Origin of the sequence: Burkholderia sp. AU31652, from assembly GCF_002223155.1 — a bacterium.
Lineage (GTDB): Bacteria > Pseudomonadota > Gammaproteobacteria > Burkholderiales > Burkholderiaceae > Burkholderia.
Genome location: NZ_NKFG01000005.1, coordinates 1,613,125 through 1,632,959, shown reverse-complemented (window position 1 = coordinate 1,632,959; position 19,835 = coordinate 1,613,125). Strand labels below are relative to the sequence as shown.

Genomic DNA, 19,835 nt, shown 5'->3' with positions numbered 1-19,835 from the left:
GGTCACGGGGATCGGCGGGTTGCCACGCGAAACGCGGACAATCGATTCGTTCAGCATAGGTCGTCCGGCCCGCGCGTGCATGATCGCGATCAAGGGTCGCGCGGGCCCCTGCCCCTGCTGCTTACGACTTGGTCGGCACCGATGCCGCCGGACGGTTCGCGTAGAACAGCGCATACGTGACGCCGAGCAGCACGATCCATACGGGCCCGATCACGAGCGCGACGCGCGTGTCGGGCGTGAACGCCATCAGCACGACGACCAGCACGAGAAAGCCGAGCGCGACGAACGAACCGAGCGGATAGAACGGCACGCGGATCGGCAGGCGCGCGATCTTGTCGGCCGACAGCGTGCGGCGAAAGCGCATCTGCGCGATCAGGATCACGCACCACGTCCAGATCGCGCCGAACGTCGACACCGACGTGAGCCACGTGAACACGTGCTGCGGCGCGAGATAGTTGAGCAGCACGCCGATCAGCAGCAGCGCGACCGACACGATCACGCCGTACACCGGCACGCCGTTGCGATTGACCTGGCCGAGCTTGCTCGGCGCCTGACCCTGCTGCGCGAGGTTGTAGAGCATCCGCGCGGTGCTGAACAGGCCGCTGTTGCACGACGACAGCGCCGCGGTCAGCACGACGAAGTTGATGATGCCGGCCGCCGCCGGGATGCCGAGCCGCGAGAACGTCATCACGAACGGGCTGCCCTGGGTGCCGATCTGGTCCCACGGATACAGCGACATGATCACGAACAGCGCACCGATGTAGAAAATCAGCACGCGCCAGAACACCGAGTTCACGGCCTTCGTCAGCGACTTCTCCGGGTTGCGCGCCTCGCCGGCAGTGAGGCCGAGCATCTCGACGCCGAGATACGCGAACATCACGATCGGCAACGCGGCGACCACGCCGTTGATGCCGTTCGGCATGAAACCGCCGTGCGCCCACAGGTTCGACAGGCCGATCGCGACACCGCCGTTGCCGATGCCGAACGCGATCATCAACCCGCCGCCGATGATCATCAGCACGATCGTGACGATCTTGATCAGCGCGAACCAGAACTCGAATTCCCCGTACAGCTTGACCGCGATGAAGTTCACCGAGCCCATCGCCATGAGCGCCGCGAGCGCCCAGATCCAGTTCGGCACGGCGGGGAACCACATGTGCATGTAGACGCCGACCGCCGTGATTTCCGCCATGCAGGTGACGATCCACACGAACCAGTAGGTCCAGCCGGTCAGATAGCCGGCGAGCGGCCCGAGGTAGTCGCGTGCGTAGCGGCTGAACGCGCCGGCGACGGGATTGGCGATCGCCATCTCGCCGAGCGCGCGCATGATCAGGAAAATCGCGATGCCGCCCAGCAGGTAGGTCAGCAGGATGGCCGGGCCGGCGACGCGGATCGCGCTGGCCGAGCCGAGGAACAGGCCGACGCCGATCGTCGCGCCGAGCGCCATCAGGTTGATGTGCCGCTCTTCCAATCCTCTATGCAACTGGTCTTCTGGTTGTTTCAAGTCCGTCTCCTGGCAGCCGTGAACGAGCCGCCGTCATTGTCGATGTCAATGCGCGACCGTTCATGCCGATCCCGGCATGCCGAAAACGAAATAATCTCCGCTGGCGTTTTCCAAATTAGAAACGACACGGATATTGCGTCAATCCGATGGGAATCGCCGCGGATTATCCGTGTGTTCCGGAACAATCCGGAAAACGGATCGGGCCTTTCACGGAATACGCCCGCGCGGCCCGTTCGACGCGGCTGTGCGCGTGACGGACGGCGACGGGATCAATCGCTTTCGGCGCGAACGAACACGCGTCGAAGGTGCGCGATCAGGCGCACGCAATATGCAGGCGGGATTATAGGGAGGATCAGCAGTTTCACGCCAGTCGATTTTCGGGAAAATCGCGGGGCGTGAAACCGGTAGTGGAATTCGAATGCGCGCGACGCATCGGGATCAGTCGGCATCGGCTCGACCGGATAGCCGTGCTTCTCCCATGCGTCGAGGCCACCCTTCAGCGCACGGATGTTGTGGATCATCTTCTTGCGCTGCATCTTCGCGATCAGGCGCTTCGCGGTGGCCCATACCATCCCCTTTGTACTTGTTGACGTTCTTGGCGGCTACATTCGCAACCAATGACTGTCGCTTCAGACATCAACCGACATGAGGTGCTGCGACGCGATGAGCAGCGGTGGCACCGGACACTTGCAAACGCACAGATCGTCACTCAGCGCTACGCGACGACCGTCTGGCCCGGTCATTGGAAGTCGCGGACCAACGCATTGAATTTTGCCGATCATCTTGCACACCGGGCAGAACACATCATCGTTCTCGTGCGCGATGTGCCTGCCGTCAAGCGCGAACGGCGTAGCCTTGGCTTGCACCGTTCCCGCCACTGTAGTGTGATCACCGTCGAGAATCAGGTATCGAGTCATGATCGGTTAGCTGGTGTATTTTCCTCTGGTACCGCACCCCGCTGGCTCCTTTCGATGACAAGCGTAACTTCGCCAGCCTTGAAGTAGCCATGCCCCTGCTTAGATCAATATGTCCTCAAAGCCTCTTCAACTCCCTGACGGTATCGTGCTGGAACCCCGTCATTTCCAGACAGCAACTCTTCGAATATCACACGCTCGTCAATTTTCTCAGAGTTCACATGCTCTTCCAACAGCCTGTCGAGCTTCCCGTGCGCAGTAAATTGACGAAAAAAGTTGAATCGAATCCCTAACGCAACATCCGCAAAAAGAGCAGGAATTCCCCAAACCAACGTCAGCAGAGACGTTTTCGGTGTAATTGCTTGCTTGAGAATGTGGCATCTATCGACACACGAATCCAAATTCTCAAGCTCCTCGATAAGCCAGTGTCGCTGCGGCCTCACGCTCGCCGCCATGATGCGCTCAGCCAAATACATTTGGAATCGCAAGTTTGTTTTAATGACTTCCGGACAAATTCGCTCACTGGCTCTATGAATTGCTCGGACGCAGGACAGATTCTGCCCCGCAGCCTCGACAAAACCGTTGTCCTTGAGCGCGGTACACACTGTACTCAAGACAAACGAATCGCATACACCTGAAATATTTTTCCTGACGATCACTTCAATCTCATCCGCCATGCGTCCCCCTCGGATCGAATAAGCCACGTTACCCGCCTTGCTTCTCGTCCGGCGACCAGTGCCAATTCGTAGTGCCCCACGAACTCCCCTCGATCACCGGCATGATTTCGCCGGCTTCGAAGTAACGGCGGCTTCTCGACTTCGCTGGCGTGTGCCACCAGCCAGCTTCAGGGCACGGGTTGCCGCCCCGCACGCTCCTGCGGGCAGGTTCGCGACTCACCGGCGGCGGAACGATCGTCGGCGGCTCAGGAATCGGCGGGGCATCAGGCAAATCAAACCGAGCTACCCACTTGCGTGCGTTCTTCACATCCGCGCTCGGAAGATCGGGAATATAGGTATGTAGCGCGTCGGGTTTCGGATCGCGCAGCACACGCAGGACGCTGTTCACGAATACGTACGGCTCGGGCAAACCTTCTTCGGGAGCACCGAGACGGGGGAAGTCACCCGCACGGATCATCAGACACGCATTCGCGCGCTCGATTTGAATATCGGGACGATCAAGCTTTTCCCGGATCGCCGCCTCGCCACCCAAGCGCTCGATGAACAGTTCGCCTAGAATCGTGTACCAGTTCACCCCTTTGATGAAGCCCCACCGACCAACTTTCGCGCCGGGATGCAAATGATCATAGGAGGCGGTTAGATCGTCCTTGGATTCGCCTTCGTAGGACACCGGGTCGTACTCTTGCTTCTGCAGGTGCGCGGTACTGTCAATGTCTAATCCGCTGAAACGTTCCGCAAGTGCCCATTCTTGCGGCATATATCGGTGGTAGCTGTACGCAAGAACAGGCGCAAGCCCACCATAGCCGCCACGAACCATGAGTTTGTTACACACAAAACGCAGAAATTCCTCGTACTCCGCGATACCCTCGTCGGTAGTGACCAAGTTCATCGGCACATTAAACTTCAGTTGCGATAAACCCGTCTCCCTTCCCTTAGGTACTCTCAATCGTCCAGTAGGCGACACATAGTCCTCCTGAAGTGCCATTCCGGTTAGCACCCCAATGTAGTACTCCGCTGCTGTGTCTTGATCGATTGCGCTGGAACGCAACACGCTGACTTGCATATAGGACGGCGTATCGATGATCGCCCGTCGAATCTTCTCAACGCCCTTCTCGTTTCGCTTCGTGAATTTCCCAAGGTCGGAATCCTTGCCGCCCTTAAGATGCTTGCCGAACATTTCAGCGAAGCGGTCAAAGCAGTCAAGGATCGCCTGACGCACCCCAGGCTGCGAGCCACGCTCAAAGAACACTGTACCGATGACCCCCGGCAACACACCCATCGAGTTGTCGGCAAGGCGCACGCTCAAATCTTCCTGATAGCGGGACAGCGCCTGCAACGGCGTCAAGACAGGTTTCGGATCACTCAAAGTCATAATCGGATCGTCTATTGATCAATCGCACATGAATTCACTCAGCTTGCGGAAAGCGCCGCAACTGCGCTCCCACCGCCGACCACTACACCAAGGGTTGCAGCCAATGCCGCAGCGGCTTCCGCACCAGCCGCGATAATCGCACACAGCGCGGCAAAGATCGCGATCAACTCAGGTAACAACAATATGACGATCGCGACGCCGACGACAATGGCCACCGCGATCGCGGCTCCCTTCAGCAGCGTCACGCCGACCTGCGCCCAATCGATATGCGTGAGCACGTCCCACGTCATATCGGTCATACGTACGATCGCCTCCCACCCAGCCTTGAGTTGCGCAGCCGTGTAGCGGAATATTTCGTGCCCTGTCTCGTCAACCCATATCCAAGCGCTATGCGCCTTGTCGGCGACCCACTGACCAGCCGTAAACATCCATGCCGCATGCTGATGCAGGAACGCGCTAGTTTCAGCGGACACGTATGAATACCCACGATGAACGGCATCCCAAACAGGCGCGACAGCGTGTTCAACCTCTTCGCCGAACTCATGTGCCTTTTGCCACCAGTCCTCGTACCAGACATGGTGCGGGACAGCGGGAATACTGCGGATGGGTACTGTCTGCCGCTCCTTCTCGTCGTTGGCTTTCGGTGCGGGAATGGGCGCTGGCTTAGGGATTTTCTGCAAGTCCCCATTGCAGTCAGTCACATCAATAACGGTCATGCGGTTTTTGAAGTCGCCGGAAATCGCTCGGTAAGCTTCCTCTTGCCCCGGCCCCCAATTGTCACCCGGGAATTTGACTTCGACCAATCGCAACATATTGTTGCCGTGATGCCCGCCTTCGCGATCGACGGTTCCACGTCCGGGCCAGAGAATCGCCTCACTTTCCACAATGATCACGTCGGGTCGACGAAGAGCACCTACCTTCGCTCCGGGCGGAAACGGGTTCCGGCTTCGACGGCGCTCTGTACCGTGGGGCTTTTCATTACTCAAGAAGGGAATCGGAGCGGCAACGCCGCCTGTCGCGAAGAACGGCATCATGTCGAAGCTCACTTCGGTCTTGTACTTGAATAGCCACTTACACTTGAATTCTTCCTCGATCATCATCGGCACACTCATCGCGGACTGCATGAGCAACCGGTGAACGATCGATCCATCGCTCAACTTGACGGGAATGTATTTCGCCGTTTTCAGTGCAGTTTCGACTTTCTCCTGCAAGTATCCCTTGGTTCCTGGCGGCAGAAGCGCGTATTCAGGTACACGCTCTTTGATTGTTTCGCACGCGCCAGCCGGTTGAAGTGATCCGCCCATTGTGTTCTCCTAGTGTCGTCGGCGCTCACGCGCGCTCGTCAGGGTCAACCTTCAGGTAATCGGCCCAAATGTCGGGTTCCCCACCACCTGCATACTTCCACGGCTCGACATCCTGCTTTTCCTGTTCGAACGCTTTGAGACTCACGCTCTGCGCACTCGGCGTGAAAACCGGCACTGTTTCTCCAAGATCGTTTGTGTGCCCGACCGCAGTTCGTCCCGATGGCAGTTTCAGTTCGTAGGCGTGTCGGACCATCGGCGTACCGTCTTTCTCGTTTTTCAGGACGTATTGCGCCTGATACGACGGCTTGAACTGCGGCATCGTGTACGATTCGTTGACCGGCCCCGAAAAGCTAAACGACGCACCCTTGAAGTCAACGCTACCCGGTGCGTGTATCGAGACGTTGCCGCCCTTGACGCGAATCGTCGCTCCACCGCAGTACAGCACTAATTCCTGATCGGCCGCAATTTCCATCCGTCCGGCCACCGACAACAATTTCACAAGCTGCTGCGCGATCATTTCAAGATCGCTGTTCTGCGCCTGTATTTCGACCTTGCCCTTGCCCGCTACGGCTTTGATGCCTTGATTACGCGCAAACAGGCTCAGGTGATCAATCGCGGCCGCGTGCATCGAACCGCCTGCCGCGAGATACGAATCCTGACCGCTAATCCAGTTCGCCTGTTGGTCTGCACTTGCGTGTAAGGACTGATGTGTGGACAGGCCAATCCCGGCCGGACTGCCGAACAACAACAGCGGCTCAGCGAATGCGTTGGCGTTACCTGTTCCACCGCCCGCCGTATGGCCGCCGGACGACTCGCCCGTGGCCGACTGCTTCGTTGCGTCGGTGAACGCCGTCAGCGCATCAACGCCGGGTTTCAGGCTCTCCGCTTGATGCTGTTCGCTCGCATCCGAAATGCTGCTGAGCAAGTTTTTCGAGCGCGTAAGCTGTTCTCGCGCCTCGTCAACGTCTAGCTGATCGCTGTCGCGCGAAACAGCGTGCGCGCTAATCGATACGCCACGGCCGCCGCGCATCGACGCGTAATGGTCAGCGTGCAGCAGCAACCCCGACCCGAGATAGCGCCCGCGCGTGTTGCCGCTCTGCTGAATCAAATATCCCTGCGCGATCGATGCGTAGCTGCTGCCCGTGTAGCTGACGAGCCGCGTACCACCTTGGTTCGTTGCGTCATCGTGGACGAACGCGTTGAACGCCCCCGTACCCCCGAACCCTTGCGACTGAAAACCCGACAGCAGCACATTCGAATGCCATGGGGAAGGCGTCGTGCCACCGTTGACGCGCCCCAAAATGAACGGTTTGTCGCAATCGTTTGCCCAATAGGCGACCAAAACCCATTCACCGGCGCGTGGCACGTGTACCGATCCATAGCCGTTGCCGGTATCGGCCTGCATGGTCGACAGCAGCGGCGACGAAGCGAACGTGCCATCAGGGTTCTTGCGGTCCCATGCGAAATGAACGCGCACCTGGTTCCGCTCGTTCGTCCACGCTTCCGATCCTTGCTGCGTCACGACGATGGCGTGTTCGATCGACATGTTCGGCTTCGGGTGCGCGAGCGGGCTGCGATATTCAACACTCGCCTCTTGCGCCTCAACCTCAATGACGAAAAATCCCGCCGTTCCATCTTGCGGGTGCTCCGGTGTTTTGAAACGCATTCCGTGTGCTGCCTGCTGTTCGGCCAACGTGGCGCGCAGGCTGCGCGGATATTCGGTCACATGTTGACCAATCGACACGTTGTTTGCGATGTACCACCGCGTCTCGATGGCGAGAAATTCCCGTTTCTTCGGGTCGCTGTCAGGATGGCGGGGATGATTATTCAGGGTGAATCGCAACCCGGCATCAAGCCATCGCAGACCACCGACACCGAAGTAACGCCGAGCGCGCGCATCCCATTCCTCTACACGGCGACGTGCGCGCGCCGCACCGCTGTCCGAATTTGGGTATCCATATGCGGTCGGCTCGTAGACGGTCATGGGCGCAGCAGGAATGCTGCGCGATTCCGACTGCCGGCCATTGCCCGCCTCGTAGACCGTGGATTGCAAGGCGCTGTCTGTCTGAAAATGCGAAGTCGGTCGTTTGTAGTCGAACGCGCGCGACATGTAGCGCAGACTCTGTATCGCCTGCACGACCGCCCATTGTGTCAATCCATCTGCTTCGTGATCAGCGTTACCGCGATAGTATTCGGCTGGTTTTGCGTCCGGCAGCGACGACACGCGATCAAGAATGACGAGCGTCGTTTTCGGCGGCTCACCCTCTTTCGTCGGTTCGTGCACCCAATAGAAGTACCAGCCTTCATCTTCGAGAAGGCGGTGTACGAAATGCAGGTCGGATTCGCTTTGACGACACCATGAGCGCACAGCAGGCTCACGCGTCAGGTCGAACCGGAACCGCCCTTGGAACTGCGGATAGCGATTGAGAACGTCGGAAATGATTTCGCGCGCGTCCTTTTCAAGCCAACCCTCGTCGTTGTGAGTCTTGCTCAGGAAAATCAGCGCGGACGAGAATTCAATCTGGTACGTTGATACGCTACCGTCGCCCCCCAAGTATCCAACCTGATGCACGAAGCCGTGCACGGGCCGATAGACCGAATCCACATAAGGCGCTGTTCGCTGCTGAATCCACAGCGTGACAGGCTGATGCATCAGCGACAGCAAATCGGTGTCACTGCGCAGCGATGCAACGTCGATTGTCCAGTGGTAGTCACCACCGATCCCGGACGATCCGCGCGCCCGCAACGGGGTCAACGCGTTCTTGCCGAGTGGGGTATCCAGCGTCAACAGCCGGTCGTGCTGTAACAAGCCGCGATGAACGGCCTCGTACAGGTCGCGATTCTTCAGGTCCCCGGATGCGGGTGGTCTGAGTGCCATCTTTGTCGTCCTTCTCTCAGGTTCGAGCTACCGTCAGAGAAACGACACAAAGACGGTCAGCCAGAGGCGACGTAAGGTCGCTCTCGCGTCATTGTAGCTAAAGTCTGAGGAATATTTACCGGTTTGGCGAAAATTAACGCGACCGAGATATCAAGACAGGGCGCACGACCGGAAAGCATAGATGCTTCGACCCACGCTGCAAAAGCTGATCTACCGAACAATCCAGCGCATCACTGGGTTGTTGGAGTCGGTAGAGCGTCGGGGCGCACATCCCGTGCTCCCATCGACTAATCGCTTCCTGCTCAAGATTGATCATTTCCGCAAGCTTGGCTTGCGTCGGGTCGCGTGCGCGGCGAATTTCCGCAATTGCTTCCCCCACACGAGACGCAAGCAGGGAACAGCGTTCAGCGTTGCTGTCCGACCAGCAGCGGGAAATCATGCGGCGGGTGAAGGAGTTGTTTTTGCCGCCAGAAAGTCACACGGCGACCTGTTTCGATGCGACGCATGCGCTACATGCGGCCATTGATTGACGGCCCCGCCTGTCACTTGGGATCAATTGAGGAGCGCCCTGCCAAGCATCCCGCCTGATGAGGTTGCAAGGAAAGCACGCGAACGGCTGAAAGCAGTTCGCGCGCAATCTAAACCTAAGAGTGTTGTACGGAAAGGCGACGCGAGGCATGCAGTTTCTTTTTCCAGCCTGCTCCATTGTCCTGCCGATATCTGCACCAACGATCCAGCGCGGTCCATGCTACCGACAAAAATTTGGTGCACTTTTTGGACACTTTCTGTCAGGAACGCCCGCCGGCATCACTTCGACAGCGTCGCGCGCACCGTATATTCGCCTTCGATCGCACCGTGATCCGGCCGCACGAAATACCGCGACGCATCGAGATCGGCCGGCATCGGCTCGACCGGATAGCCGTGCTTCTCCCATGCATCGAGGCCGCCCTTCAGCGCACGGATGTTGTGGATCATCTTTTTGCGCTGCATCTTCGCGATCAGGCGCTTCGCGGTGGCCTCGTTCGGGCATACGCAATACACGACGATCGGGCGCTTCAGCATTTCCGGATCGAGCAGGTCCGGCGAATCGAGATCGACCGGCACCGCGCCGGCGATCCGGTACGGTTCGCGCTCGCGGATCGCTTTCGGCCGCGCGTCGAAGATCAGCGGCGGCTCGTCCGACGTCATCATTTCGACGAGCTGCGGCGGCGAGATGCGCACCTGCGCGAGATAGCGGCGGAACTGCACGCGACGCACCCAGCGGTACAGCAGGAACGTGATGAAGATCGCGAGGAATGCATCGAGGATCGTGCCGCCGCTCGCGCGCACCCACAGCACGAACTGGACGATCTGGTCGTGAATGGCCGCGCCGCCGACCAGCCAGAACGCGGCCCACAGCGATGCGCCGGCCAGGTCCCAGAACAGGAACACGCCGACGCCGATCGCGGTCGTGCCGAGCAGCGGTGCCGACACGAGGCCGAGGCCCGGCAGGAATTTGGACAGCACCAGCAGCGGCGCGCCGTATCTTTCGAATACGTTACGTGCGAAACGCAGCGTCGTGTCGAGCGACAGCGAGAAGCGCACGAGGCCGTTCAGCAGGCGCCGGCCGCGGGTGCGGCCCATGAAGAACCACAGCGAATCGGCCAGCATCGTCGCGCCGATCGCCGCCGCGAACATGCTGACCCAGGACGCCTGCCCCATTGCCGCCATCGTGCCGCCGAGAATCAGCATCGGCACGGCCGGCACCGGCACGCCGAGCTGCGTGATCAACACGCTCGCGAACACGGCCCACGGGCCGAGCGACGATGGAATAGCGATGGGAAAGTGCCACACGGCGGCGCTCCTGGAAGGCATGCAGCCGTGCGACGAGGGCCGTCGGCACCGCTGGGCAACGGCCGCCGCGGCACGCCCGCGGCCGACCCGATGCATCACGGCATTCTAAACGGGTTTGGCCGCGACCGCGCGGAACACGCACCATCGGCACGGGCTTCGCGCCCTTCCGTGACAGTCACATGTCCGTGCGCTGGGCAAGCTGCCCGACGTGTTCCGCGTAGTCGGGAAACGCGGCAGCCAGCGCGGCCGCGTCGGCCAGTTCGAATTCCGCGAACTCGAAGCCCGGCGCCACCGTGCAGCCGACGAGCGCGACATGCTCCGGCAACGCGCAGCGCGCGCCGAACCAGCTCCCTGCCCGCACGACCGCCTGGAACACGGTGCCCGGATGCGTGAGCGGGTTGCCGAGGCGGTGGATCGTCAGCCCGTCGCGCGCGTCGAGCACCCATACTTCGATCGGGTCGCCGGCGTAGAAATGCCAGACTTCGTCGGAGCGGATCCGGTGCCACGACGAATACGCGCCGTCGCACAACAGGTAGTAGATCGCAGTCGACGCGGCGCGTGGCGCGCCGTCGGCCGGACGCACGACCGAATCGGCCGCACGGTAGGTTTCGCGGAAATAGCCGCCTTCGGGATGCGGCTGCAGGTCGAACTGGCGAATCAGGTCGGTAGCGGAGATCGGCATGGCGGATGACGTCGGTGAAGTAAGGAACCGGGCACCCGGCGTACGGCCTCGCCTCGCTCATCGCGAACGCGGTCGCATAGCGCCGGATGCTGCTGCGTCGATCGCCGCGGCCATGCGCACGGCGAACAAGCGGACACCGGTCGATGCTGCCAGAACTGCATGTCGGGATGCAACCGCCGGCACGCGATTGCGCGCGTGGGGGACATCGGGTGTGCCGCCCTCGCGCGCCCGATGAGCAGCGACAGCCGCGCTCACACGCCGTGCGGCGGGCGTTTCCGTTTCATCACGCCGTCATCCGACGAATGCGCGAGACGGCCGCCACCCGCGACCGCCCGTGCGTCAACGTCGGTGCATCGCCGCGTGCGTCACGCAGCCGCCGAGGTGCCGGGCTCGCTGTGCCGCACCAGCAGCACGGGCCGGTCGGCCGCGCGCAGCAGCGATTCGGCGACGCTGCCGAGCAGCAGCCGGCGCAGGCCATGCCGCCCGCTCGTGCCCATCACGATCAGGTCGGCATCGGCTTCGGCCGCCGTGCGCATCAGCACGGTGGCGACATCCTCGCCGTACGCGTCGAGCGCGCGCACGGTGCCCGATACATGCTGCTGCGCGAGCACTGCCTTCGCATCGTCGAGCACCGGCGTCACGGCATCGGTCGCGGCCGCATCGCCGTCGCGCGCGGCAGCGAAGCCCGCATCGACGTCGACGAGCTGCGGCCGGTGCTCGACGACATACGCGCAAGTCACTTCGCCGCCGGACGCCGCCGCGATCCGGATCGCCTCGTTCAGCGCGAGACGCGCGCTCGGGCTGCCGTCGAGCCCGACGAAAATCCGCTTGTACATGGTCCGTCCCTCCGACCGGGCACGCATCGCGCGTCGCGCGACGGCGGCCCGTTATCGCCACCCGGCCCGGTGCCGGGTGGTCTGCCGAACAGTCTGCCCCACGTGCCGACGCGCCCGTTGATGCGCGTCAAGCGCGGCCGGCGCGCCCGCTGCTTCACGCCGGTTGCCGCAATTTCTAGTGCCCCCATTACATAAAACGTGTAAATCGCGCACAATTTCATCTTGAAAATAGACGTTGCGTGCAGCCGGCGCGAGTTTTGCCCGGTTTTGCTGTGCCGCTCCCGGTGCCAGGGCGCGGCCCCTGACAACAGAATGCCAATCGAATGACCGCAAGTGGAACCCCGACGCGTGACGCCCGAGGGCCCACGCGCCTCCAGATCATGTTACGCCAGCCGCTCGCGGCTGGTGTCGTTGCACTGTGCGCCGGCGCCGTGCTGTCGCTCGGCGTCGCGCTGCTCGTGCGCGAGCAGTGGCAAGGCGCTGTCCATACGCGTTTCGAACGCCGCACGACGCATGTGACGGCCATGCTCCGCCACGAGCTGCAATCCGGCGCGGCCGTGCTCGAAGGCGCGCGCGGCGCGTTCAGCCTCGTCCCGGGCATGACGCCCGAACAATGGCGCCGGTATGCGGAGATGATCGACCTCGACAGCGGCCGCTCGCCGGTGCGCCAGATCGGCTATGCGCCGCTGCCGCCCGCGACGCGCACCGCCCTCGCCGGCGCGAAGCCGATGCCGGCCGGCACGCTCGCGACCGCCGCGCTCAGCGCACCGGCGTCGAATTCACCGGTCGTGCGCTTCGGCGCGTCCGATGCGGCGCCGCTCACGCGCGCGCTGCAGACCGGCGACGTCGCGCTCGGCGTCCACCCGGCCGACGACGACACGTCGCGCGACGCCCGCACCTTCACGCTGTTCCTGCCGGTTGCCGCGTCGCAGCGTGCGGCCGCCGCACCGCCCGGCCTGCGCGAAACCGGCGCCGACGGCGTGCTGTTCGCGGCGTTGAGCCCGCGGCGCCTGGTCGAGCGGGCGCTCGACGCGGAACGCGGGATCGACGTGTGGATCACCGCCGGCGGCGATCGGCGCGCGATCGTCAGCGTCGAAACGACGACCGACGAGGCGTCGGCATCGCCCGACCTGATGCGGCGCACCGACGAGCTGAATTTCGGCGGCACCGTGCTGACGCTCGCGTATTCCGCGGACGGCCGCCCGAGCGCCACCGGCGCGCAACGCGCGGCCGGCACCGTGCTCGCCGCGGGGCTGATCGCGTCGATCGCATTCGCGGTGCTGATCCATGCGCTGCTGCGCGGCCGCATCGCCGTCGATTCGGGCGCGAGCAGCCGCGGCATCCTCAACGAGGCGCGGATGATGGGCATCATCCGTTCGTCGATGGAAGCGATCATCACGATCGACGAAAAGCAGACGGTCGTGATCTTCAATCCGATGGCCGAGCAGGTGTTCGGCGTATCCGCGATGGAGGCAATCGGTGCGCCGCTGTCGCGCTTCATCCCCGAGCGGTTCCGCGCCGCGCACGCCAAGCACGTCGACCAGTTCGGCGTGACGGGCGTGTCCGAGCGGCAGATGGGCCGCCAGCGGGTGCTGTTCGGGCTGCGCGCCAACGGCGAGGAATTCCCGATCGAGGCGTCGATCTCGCAGATCCGCGACGCGTCCGGCAAGCTCTATACGGTGATGCTGCGCGACATCACCGAGCGGCAGCGCGCCGAGAACGCGCTGAAGCAGTCGCGCGAGGAATTGCGCGAACTGTCCGCGAACCTGCAGAACGTGCGCGAGGAGGAAAAGACCCGCATCGCGCGCGAACTGCACGACGACCTCGGCCAGCAGCTCACCGCGCTGAAGATGGATCTGTCGGTGGTCGAACAGCAGCTGCGCGTGCCGGGTCGCACACACCCCGACGAAGACGTGCAGACGCACCTGCAGGGCATGCGGCGGCTGATCGACGCGACGGTCGCGTCGGTGCGGCGCATCGCGGCCGACCTGCGGCCCGTGATGCTCGACGATCTCGGCCTCGTGCCGGCGATCGAATGGCTCGCGAACGATTTCACGAACCGCTACGGAATCGATGTCGAACGGCACATCGAAACCGGCGGGCTCACGTTCACCAGCGCGGGCGCGACCACGTTGTTCCGGATCGTCCAGGAAGCGCTGACGAACGTCGCGCGCCACGCGGATGCGACGCGCGTCGCGCTGCGGCTCGACGTCGAGGAAGGCTTCTGCGTGTTGCGTGTCGCGGACAACGGCCGCGGCTCGGCGCCCGGCGGCCCGGCCCATGAAGACAAATCGTTCGGCCTGATCGGCATTCGCGAACGCGCCCACATGCTGGGCGGCAGCGTGACGATCGACACCGCGCTCGCGCGCGGTTTCTCGATCACCGTCGCGCTCCCGCTCAGTACCGTCCAACAGGAAACGCTCATCACATGATCAAGGTGCTCATCGCCGACGACCATACGCTCGTACGCGACGGTCTGCGGCACATCCTCCAGAACGCCACCGGATTCGAGGTGGCCGGCGAAGCCTGCGACGGCCCGTCGACGATCGCGCTGGTGCGCGCCACGCCCGCGCAGGTGCTCGTGCTCGACCTGTCGATGCCGGGCCGCAACGGCGTCGAGCTGATCAAGCAGATCAAGGACGAGAAGCCCGCGCTGCGCGTCCTCGTGCTGACCATGCATGCGGAGCAGCAATACGCGGTGCGCGCGTTCCGCGCCGGCGCGTCCGGGTACCTGACGAAGGAAAGCGCGAGCGCCGAGCTGGTCGGTGCGGTCACGAAGGTGGCGTCAGGCGGCGTCTACGTGAGCCTCGCGATGGCCGAGCAGTTCGCGCAGAGCCTGAACGAGCCGGCCGAGACGCTGCCGCACCAGCGGCTGTCCGACCGCGAATTCGACGTGTTCCGGCGGATCGCCGCCGGCCAGACGCTGACCGAGATCGCCAACGCGCTGTGCGTGAGCGCGAAGACGGTCAGCACGTACAAGACGCGGATCCTGGAAAAGATGCAGATGCCGCACGAAGCGGCGCTGGTGCGGTACGCGATGCGGCACAAGCTGCTCGACGAAACGGACGACGTGTAACGGACGACGTGTAACGGACGACGTCCGGCAGCGGCGGGATGGCAGGTGCCGCCGGCCGGGCGGCGCGCCCTGCTTACCCGCTCACTTCGCCGGCACGGGGCACGCGAGATCGCCTTCCTCGCACGACAGATAGCCCTTCAGCGTTTCGGTGCGCAATTTCGTCAGATCGTCGAGGCAGGTCGACACGACCATCGGATACACGCTGCCGCCCTCGGCGTTCGCGCTGGAGAAGTTGCATTCGGCATCGCGGTACGCGATCCACGCACGCTGCGCATTCACGAGTTTGTCGGCAAGCGGCCGCGCGTCGCGCAGGCGTGCGGTGACGGCCTGGTACGTCCGGTTCAGCTCCCCGTCGGTTTTCTTGTACGCGCGATCGGCGCACGCCGTCATCGCCGCCTGATCCGTCGCGTCGGCACAATTCGCCTGCGCGTGGGCGAGGTTCGCCGCCAGGGCGAGCGAGCACAGCAGACCGGTCAAGACACGCATGGATGCTCCTTGTTGTTCGTTGAAGTCGTGGAAGCCGGTGCCGGGCTTGACGCGCTGACGCGCATCGGCCGCCGTCTCTCGTGGCGACACCGATCGCGATGCTAGCGTACGCGCGCCGGCTTGTCAGCCGGTGTCGCGGCCTGCGACGGCTTGCATATCGCCCCTGCGCACCTACACTTGAAAATCGATACGCCGCTTCAGGCCCGCGCTATCGCATCCATCCCGTCTCCGCTTCCGCGCATTCCTCAGCGCATTTCGCGTTCGCATCGCCGAGCGGGGTGACGATTCGTCTGCCAGCCTCCTCCCCCCAGCCCAACGTGCCTTCGCCGTCGCCCCCTGGAGGGAATCATGAGTTATCACCTTGAAGGCCGTCTGCTCGAGGTCTGCAACTGTCGCGTACTCTGCCCGTGCTGGATCGGCGAGGACCCCGATTTCGGCGTCTGCGACACGATCGTCGCGTGGCATGTCGACAAGGGCACCGTCGACGGCGTCGACGTGGGCGGCAACACGATCGCCGCCGTATGCCGCGTGCCCGGCAACATCCTGGAAGGCAACTGGACGGCTGCGATCTACGTCAGCGACACGGCGTCCGAAGCGCAGGAGCAGGCGCTCCTCAAGGTCTACACGGGCCAGGCCGGCGGCCCGATCGCCGAACTCGCGAAACTGATCGGCACGGTCGTGTCGATCGAACGCGCGCCCATCACGTTCAATGTCGAGGGAGCTCGCGGCACGCTGTCGATCGGCACCGATTACCACGCGGAACTCGAGCCCTACCTCGGCCCGAGCGGCGCGCAGACGACGCTGACCGACACCGTGTTCTCGACGGTGCCCGGCGCGCCGGTGTTCGTCGGCAAGGCGCCCGTCTACCGGTCGAAGAATGCGGCGATCGGCATCGACGTCGACCTGAAGAATCACAACGCGCTGCAGAGCACGTTCCGGTTCGACGCGTGACGCGTGATCGCACGCCAACGGTCATGGCCGCGTCGCTGCACCGGCGCCTGTTTCCGCTCGTGCTCGCGAGTCTCGTCGCGTTCGCCTGGCTCACCCTGTGGGCGTGGACGCGCAGTCCTTACGGGCGGTACCTCGACCACGGCGACGGCGTGTTGGCCGAACCGTTCAGCACGCTTTGCCGCGCGCTGCCCGGTGGCGCGCTGTGGCTGCCGGCCGCGTTCACCGCGGCCGGCTGGACGCTGATGATCCTCGCGATGATGCTGCCGACGACGCTGTCGCTGTTCGACGCGTTCGCCCGCGTCGTCGCGAGCCGACCCGACCAGACGCGCCTGCTGGCGCTCGTCGGCATCGGCTACGTCGCCACGTGGAGCGGCTTCGGCCTCGTCGCGCATGGGCTGCACGGGCTGCTGCTGGCCGGTGTCGCGCGGGTGCCGGCGCTCGCGTGGCGCGGCTGGCTGATCGGCGCGGCCGTCTTCGCGCTCGCCGGCGCGTTCCAGTTCAGCGGACTGAAGACGCACTGCCTCGACCGGTGCCGCACGCCGTTCAGTTTCGTGATCAGCCGCTGGCGCGGCCGCACGCCGATGCGTCACGCATTTGCATTGGGCGTCAGCCACGGGCTCTTCTGCGTCGGCTGCTGCTGGGCGCTGATGCTGCTGATGTTCGTCGTCGGCGCCGGCAGTCTCGGCTGGATGCTGGCGCTCGCCGCGTTGATGGCCGTCGAGAAGAACGCGTCGTGGGGGCAGGCGCTCACCGCGCCGCTCGGCGCCGCGTTGTTCGGCGCGGCCGTGCTGATCGTCGCCGGCCACGCGTGAGGCCCACGATGCGACCGCCCGCCTCCGCCGTCGTGCCGCATGTCCGGCCGGGCGTGCGCGTCGTCGCGCTGACGTCGATCGCGATGCTCGCGTTCGCGTCGAATTCGCTGCTGTGCCGGCTCGCGCTGCAGGCCGGGCGGATCGACGCGGCCAGCTTCGGCAGCCTGCGCCTCGTATCGGGCGCGCTGATGCTCGCGATCGTCGCGCGTGCGGGGGCACGACGGCCTGCACCGCCCGCCGACTGGCCGGCCGCGGCGATGCTGTTCGCGTACGTCACGTGCTTCTCGTTTGCGTATCTGACCGTCAGCGCGGCCACCGGCGCGCTGATCCTGTTCGGCGCGGTGCAACTGACGATGTTCGCGGCGGGATGGCATGCCGGCGAGCGGTTTGCCGCGACCGGCTGGGCCGGGTTCGGCGCGGCGCTCGGCGGGCTGGTCTATCTCGTGTCGCCCGGGCTCGCCGCGCCGACGCCGCGCGGCGCCGCGCTGATGACGGCAGCCGGCATCGCATGGGGTGTCTATTCGATCCGTGGCCGTCGGCCCGTCGATCCGGTCGCGGCCACTGCCGGCAACTTCCTGCGCGCCGCGCCGCTGGCACTCGCGCTGAGCGTCGCGCTCGCCGCCCGCCTGCACGTCACGCCGGCCGGCCTCGCGCTCGCCGCGCTTTCCGGTGCGCTGACGTCGGGCCTCGGCTACGTGGTCTGGTATGCCGCGCTACGGCATCTCACGGCGATGCGCGCCGCGGCGGTTCAGTTGTCCGTCCCGCCCATCGCCGCGTGCGGTGCCGTGCTGCTCCTGTCCGAACAGCCGACCTGGCGGCTCGCGCTCGCATCGGCCGCGATCCTCGGCGGCGTCGCGACCGTGCTCGCGACGCGGGCGCGGCGGGCGGGCAGCACGCGGTGATGTTCGTCAGGCGCGGCACCCCACCCATTCAAGCGGCCAAAATGCAAAACCCGCACACGGATACCGTGCACGGGTTTCGGATGAAACGGCACACCGGGCGCCCCTGCGGGCGCTGCCTGGCTTAGTGGCCGAAGAACACCGACGAACGGTCGGTTGCGGCCGGCACGACCACGCGCTGGCCCGATTGCGACGCAGCGGCGGGGTTCGAACCGTAGCCCGTAGCATCAGCTTGCGCGCCGGGGTTCTGCGCGGCGGCGATCTTTGCCTGTGCGGCCTGGATGTTTTCCGGGTAGTTCATCCAGTCGTTCGGGTTGTAGCCGGCCTTTTCGAGCTGGACCAGCTCGGCGCGCACTTGCGCGCGCGTCAGCGGCTGCTGGTTCGATTGGGCGAAGGAGACGACCGGTGCGGCCACCAGGGCGGCCAGTGCAACTGCCTTGATCAGCGATTTCATGATGCGTTACCTCCAGATTTGTTTTGTCAGGCGCTTCGGACTCGGGGTCGTTGCGCATGAGTAGAAGTCTAGGAGGCCACGCTATCAGGGTAAATACTTAAATCGCGAATTCACTGTTGACGGAAACCATACAATCGCAACGGAATACGCGGAATCGTCAGATGATTATCGGCATTCACGCACTGAATACCGTGGCACGGCGCCCCGTGCGTCCAGCCCTGCATCAGCGCCGCCGGTCGGTATCCGACGACGCCATCAACCCGTCGAACAGCAGCGCCTTGAGGCGGATCAGGTCGTCGGCGCCGGTCTCGCCGAACGCCGCGTGATGCAGCGTCAGCGCGGGCGCGGCCGGGTCGGCATGGACGGCCCGCACCGTGCCGTCGAGCGCCAGCAGCTCGACCCGGTCGCCCGCCGCGTACGGAAGCTGCACGCGCAAGGGTTCGCCGATGGCGGCGATCGGCCGGTCGACGGCAATCGACAGGCCGCTCAAGCTGATGTCGTGCACCATCCCGATGCCTTCCGCCCCCTCCGACCCACCCGTGCAACAGGCGGCGATCCGCACCGGCACGCGCGGCTCCGCGCGCGTGCGCAGCCGGTCGACGAAGCCGGGCGGCGACAGCACCAGGAACCGCGCGGCGCCCGCCGCCTGCACCGACTCGACCGTCGCGCCGAAACGCGACACCGCGGCACGACCGATCGCCACGGCCTCGATATCGTCGCCATGCGCGAAGTCGAGCGCGGCCGACGGCTGCGGCTCGACGAACAGCGCGCCCGACGCGGCGCTGCCGATCAACCGGCAGCGCTGCAGCCCGCGGGTCGTGCCGACCCGGCGGCGGATGCCGATCGAAGCGCCGGCCGACAACCCCATCCGCGGCGCGTGAGGCACCGCGTCAGGCACGCGCGGCTCGGCCGCGGCTTCGGCGTCGTCGCGCCGTCGTACCGGCCGGAAATGGTCGAACAGGAAGGCATGCTGCGCGGCATCGCGCAGCGTCGTGCCGGCCGGCAGCAGCGCGGCGCCGTCGGCATCGTAGAGATCGAAGCCGAGCGGGACGCCGGCGGCGAGATCGTCGCGCGCGAGCGCGACGTAGTCGGTAGATAGCCTCATCGGGGAGGCGCGGAGCGACCGCGCGAGCTGTCATGACAACATGATTACGGCA

The 19,835-nt window shown here is 64.2% G+C and carries 18 protein-coding genes and 1 pseudogene; 5 read left to right on the top strand and 14 right to left on the bottom strand.

Annotation, left to right across the window (positions count from 1 at the left end):
* Nucleotides 1-121: 121 nt before the first annotated feature.
* The 11 genes and pseudogenes from CFB40_RS24900 to CFB40_RS24845 form a co-directional block, all read right to left on the bottom strand.
* Nucleotides 122-1,504 (bottom strand): amino acid permease, encoded by a 1,383-nt coding sequence (locus tag CFB40_RS24900; protein ID WP_089432672.1) that lies wholly within the window; start codon nucleotides 1,502-1,504, stop codon nucleotides 122-124.
* A gap of 416 nt (nucleotides 1,505-1,920) precedes the next feature.
* Nucleotides 1,921-2,067: pseudogene (locus CFB40_RS38175) on the bottom strand (cytochrome P460); the annotation flags it as partial.
* A 66-nt stretch (nucleotides 2,068-2,133) separates the two neighbouring features.
* Complete coding sequence (locus CFB40_RS24885) at nucleotides 2,134-2,421, bottom strand: PAAR domain-containing protein (protein WP_089432670.1); 288 nt, start codon at nucleotides 2,419-2,421, stop codon at nucleotides 2,134-2,136.
* Between the two features lie 104 nt (nucleotides 2,422-2,525).
* Nucleotides 2,526-3,122 carry a hypothetical protein gene (locus tag CFB40_RS38170; RefSeq protein ID WP_143329880.1) on the bottom strand — a complete coding sequence of 199 codons (597 nt, stop codon included), beginning with the start codon at nucleotides 3,120-3,122 and terminating at the stop codon, nucleotides 2,526-2,528.
* 1 nt (nucleotide 3,123) lies between these two features.
* Nucleotides 3,124-4,467, bottom strand: coding sequence for a type VI immunity family protein (locus CFB40_RS24875; RefSeq protein WP_089432668.1), 1,344 nt, complete (start codon nucleotides 4,465-4,467; stop codon nucleotides 3,124-3,126).
* Between the two features lie 38 nt (nucleotides 4,468-4,505).
* Nucleotides 4,506-5,771 (bottom strand): VRR-NUC domain-containing protein, encoded by a 1,266-nt coding sequence (locus CFB40_RS24870; protein ID WP_089432667.1) that lies wholly within the window; start codon nucleotides 5,769-5,771, stop codon nucleotides 4,506-4,508.
* A 25-nt stretch (nucleotides 5,772-5,796) separates the two neighbouring features.
* Nucleotides 5,797-8,649, bottom strand: coding sequence for a type VI secretion system Vgr family protein (locus CFB40_RS24865; RefSeq protein WP_089432666.1), 2,853 nt, complete (start codon nucleotides 8,647-8,649; stop codon nucleotides 5,797-5,799).
* A 133-nt stretch (nucleotides 8,650-8,782) separates the two neighbouring features.
* Entirely contained in the window at nucleotides 8,783-9,088 is a 306-nt protein-coding gene (locus tag CFB40_RS39205) for a helix-turn-helix domain-containing protein (RefSeq protein ID WP_089432665.1), read from the bottom strand.
* Nucleotides 9,089-9,456: 368 nt separating this feature from the next.
* The gene (locus tag CFB40_RS24855) at nucleotides 9,457-10,482 is read right to left on the bottom strand and encodes a DedA family protein/thiosulfate sulfurtransferase GlpE (protein WP_041493311.1); all 1,026 of its coding nucleotides are present in this window, start codon (nucleotides 10,480-10,482) and stop codon (nucleotides 9,457-9,459) included.
* Between the two features lie 175 nt (nucleotides 10,483-10,657).
* Nucleotides 10,658-11,164 (bottom strand): cupin domain-containing protein, encoded by a 507-nt coding sequence (locus CFB40_RS24850; RefSeq protein WP_089427518.1) that lies wholly within the window; start codon nucleotides 11,162-11,164, stop codon nucleotides 10,658-10,660.
* Nucleotides 11,165-11,529: 365 nt separating this feature from the next.
* Nucleotides 11,530-12,000, bottom strand: coding sequence for a universal stress protein (locus tag CFB40_RS24845; RefSeq protein WP_089427519.1), 471 nt, complete (start codon nucleotides 11,998-12,000; stop codon nucleotides 11,530-11,532).
* 323 nt (nucleotides 12,001-12,323) lie between these two features.
* On the opposite strand from CFB40_RS24845, the gene CFB40_RS24840 reads away from it, so the two are divergent.
* Together CFB40_RS24840 and CFB40_RS24835 are read left to right on the top strand one after the other, a co-directional pair.
* On the top strand, nucleotides 12,324-14,432 hold the full coding sequence (locus CFB40_RS24840; RefSeq protein WP_089432664.1) for a PAS domain-containing sensor histidine kinase: 2,109 nt from the start codon (nucleotides 12,324-12,326) through the stop codon (nucleotides 14,430-14,432).
* The gene (locus CFB40_RS24835) at nucleotides 14,429-15,076 is read left to right on the top strand and encodes a response regulator (protein WP_006483707.1); all 648 of its coding nucleotides are present in this window, start codon (nucleotides 14,429-14,431) and stop codon (nucleotides 15,074-15,076) included. The genes CFB40_RS24840 and CFB40_RS24835 overlap by 4 nt, the downstream gene beginning before the upstream one ends.
* 81 nt (nucleotides 15,077-15,157) lie before the next feature.
* Here the strand turns inward: CFB40_RS24835 and CFB40_RS24830 are convergent, their stop codons facing one another.
* Nucleotides 15,158-15,562 (bottom strand): lysozyme inhibitor LprI family protein, encoded by a 405-nt coding sequence (locus CFB40_RS24830; RefSeq protein ID WP_089432663.1) that lies wholly within the window; start codon nucleotides 15,560-15,562, stop codon nucleotides 15,158-15,160.
* Between the two features lie 348 nt (nucleotides 15,563-15,910).
* Here CFB40_RS24830 and CFB40_RS24825 point away from each other — a divergent pair, with 348 nt between their 5' ends.
* The 3 genes from CFB40_RS24825 to CFB40_RS24815 are packed head-to-tail and all read left to right on the top strand — an operon-like array spanning nucleotide 15,911 to nucleotide 18,227.
* Nucleotides 15,911-16,513 carry a DUF1326 domain-containing protein gene (locus CFB40_RS24825; RefSeq protein ID WP_089427522.1) on the top strand — a complete coding sequence of 201 codons (603 nt, stop codon included), beginning with the start codon at nucleotides 15,911-15,913 and terminating at the stop codon, nucleotides 16,511-16,513.
* Nucleotides 16,514-16,536: 23 nt separating this feature from the next.
* A complete protein-coding gene (locus CFB40_RS24820; protein ID WP_089427523.1) occupies nucleotides 16,537-17,325 on the top strand; it encodes a DUF2182 domain-containing protein in 789 nt (262 codons plus the stop codon).
* Nucleotides 17,326-17,333: 8 nt separating this feature from the next.
* On the top strand, nucleotides 17,334-18,227 hold the full coding sequence (locus tag CFB40_RS24815; protein ID WP_089432662.1) for a DMT family transporter: 894 nt from the start codon (nucleotides 17,334-17,336) through the stop codon (nucleotides 18,225-18,227).
* 121 nt (nucleotides 18,228-18,348) lie between these two features.
* Here CFB40_RS24815 and CFB40_RS24810 read toward each other — a convergent pair whose 3' ends face one another.
* Nucleotides 18,349-18,678: a DUF4148 domain-containing protein gene (locus tag CFB40_RS24810; RefSeq protein WP_089427525.1), complete on the bottom strand. Its 330-nt coding sequence runs from the start codon at nucleotides 18,676-18,678 to the stop codon at nucleotides 18,349-18,351.
* Between the two features lie 223 nt (nucleotides 18,679-18,901).
* The gene (locus CFB40_RS24805) at nucleotides 18,902-19,783 is read right to left on the bottom strand and encodes a PilZ domain-containing protein (protein WP_089432661.1); all 882 of its coding nucleotides are present in this window, start codon (nucleotides 19,781-19,783) and stop codon (nucleotides 18,902-18,904) included.
* Nucleotides 19,784-19,835 lie beyond the last annotated feature (52 nt).

What these genes read in the sequence shown, in the direction of transcription:
- CFB40_RS24885 (WP_089432670.1), bottom strand. Translation starts at nt 2,421, where the DNA reads ATGACTCGATACCTGATTCTCGACGGTGATCACACTACAGTGGCGGGA.
- CFB40_RS24875 (WP_089432668.1), bottom strand. Translation starts at nt 4,467, where the DNA reads ATGACTTTGAGTGATCCGAAACCTGTCTTGACGCCGTTGCAGGCGCTG.
- CFB40_RS24870 (WP_089432667.1), bottom strand. Translation starts at nt 5,771, where the DNA reads ATGGGCGGATCACTTCAACCGGCTGGCGCGTGCGAAACAATCAAAGAG.
- CFB40_RS24865 (WP_089432666.1), bottom strand. Translation starts at nt 8,649, where the DNA reads ATGGCACTCAGACCACCCGCATCCGGGGACCTGAAGAATCGCGACCTG.
- CFB40_RS39205 (WP_089432665.1), bottom strand. Translation starts at nt 9,088, where the DNA reads ATGATTTCCCGCTGCTGGTCGGACAGCAACGCTGAACGCTGTTCCCTG.
- CFB40_RS24850 (WP_089427518.1), bottom strand. Translation starts at nt 11,164, where the DNA reads ATGCCGATCTCCGCTACCGACCTGATTCGCCAGTTCGACCTGCAGCCG.
- CFB40_RS24845 (WP_089427519.1), bottom strand. Translation starts at nt 12,000, where the DNA reads ATGTACAAGCGGATTTTCGTCGGGCTCGACGGCAGCCCGAGCGCGCGT.
- CFB40_RS24840 (WP_089432664.1), top strand. Translation starts at nt 12,324, where the DNA reads ATGACCGCAAGTGGAACCCCGACGCGTGACGCCCGAGGGCCCACGCGC.
- CFB40_RS24835 (WP_006483707.1), top strand. Translation starts at nt 14,429, where the DNA reads ATGATCAAGGTGCTCATCGCCGACGACCATACGCTCGTACGCGACGGT.
- CFB40_RS24830 (WP_089432663.1), bottom strand. Translation starts at nt 15,562, where the DNA reads ATGCGTGTCTTGACCGGTCTGCTGTGCTCGCTCGCCCTGGCGGCGAAC.
- CFB40_RS24825 (WP_089427522.1), top strand. Translation starts at nt 15,911, where the DNA reads ATGAGTTATCACCTTGAAGGCCGTCTGCTCGAGGTCTGCAACTGTCGC.
- CFB40_RS24820 (WP_089427523.1), top strand. Translation starts at nt 16,537, where the DNA reads ATGGCCGCGTCGCTGCACCGGCGCCTGTTTCCGCTCGTGCTCGCGAGT.
- CFB40_RS24815 (WP_089432662.1), top strand. Translation starts at nt 17,334, where the DNA reads ATGCGACCGCCCGCCTCCGCCGTCGTGCCGCATGTCCGGCCGGGCGTG.
- CFB40_RS24810 (WP_089427525.1), bottom strand. Translation starts at nt 18,678, where the DNA reads ATGAAATCGCTGATCAAGGCAGTTGCACTGGCCGCCCTGGTGGCCGCA.
- CFB40_RS24805 (WP_089432661.1), bottom strand. Translation starts at nt 19,783, where the DNA reads ATGAGGCTATCTACCGACTACGTCGCGCTCGCGCGCGACGATCTCGCC.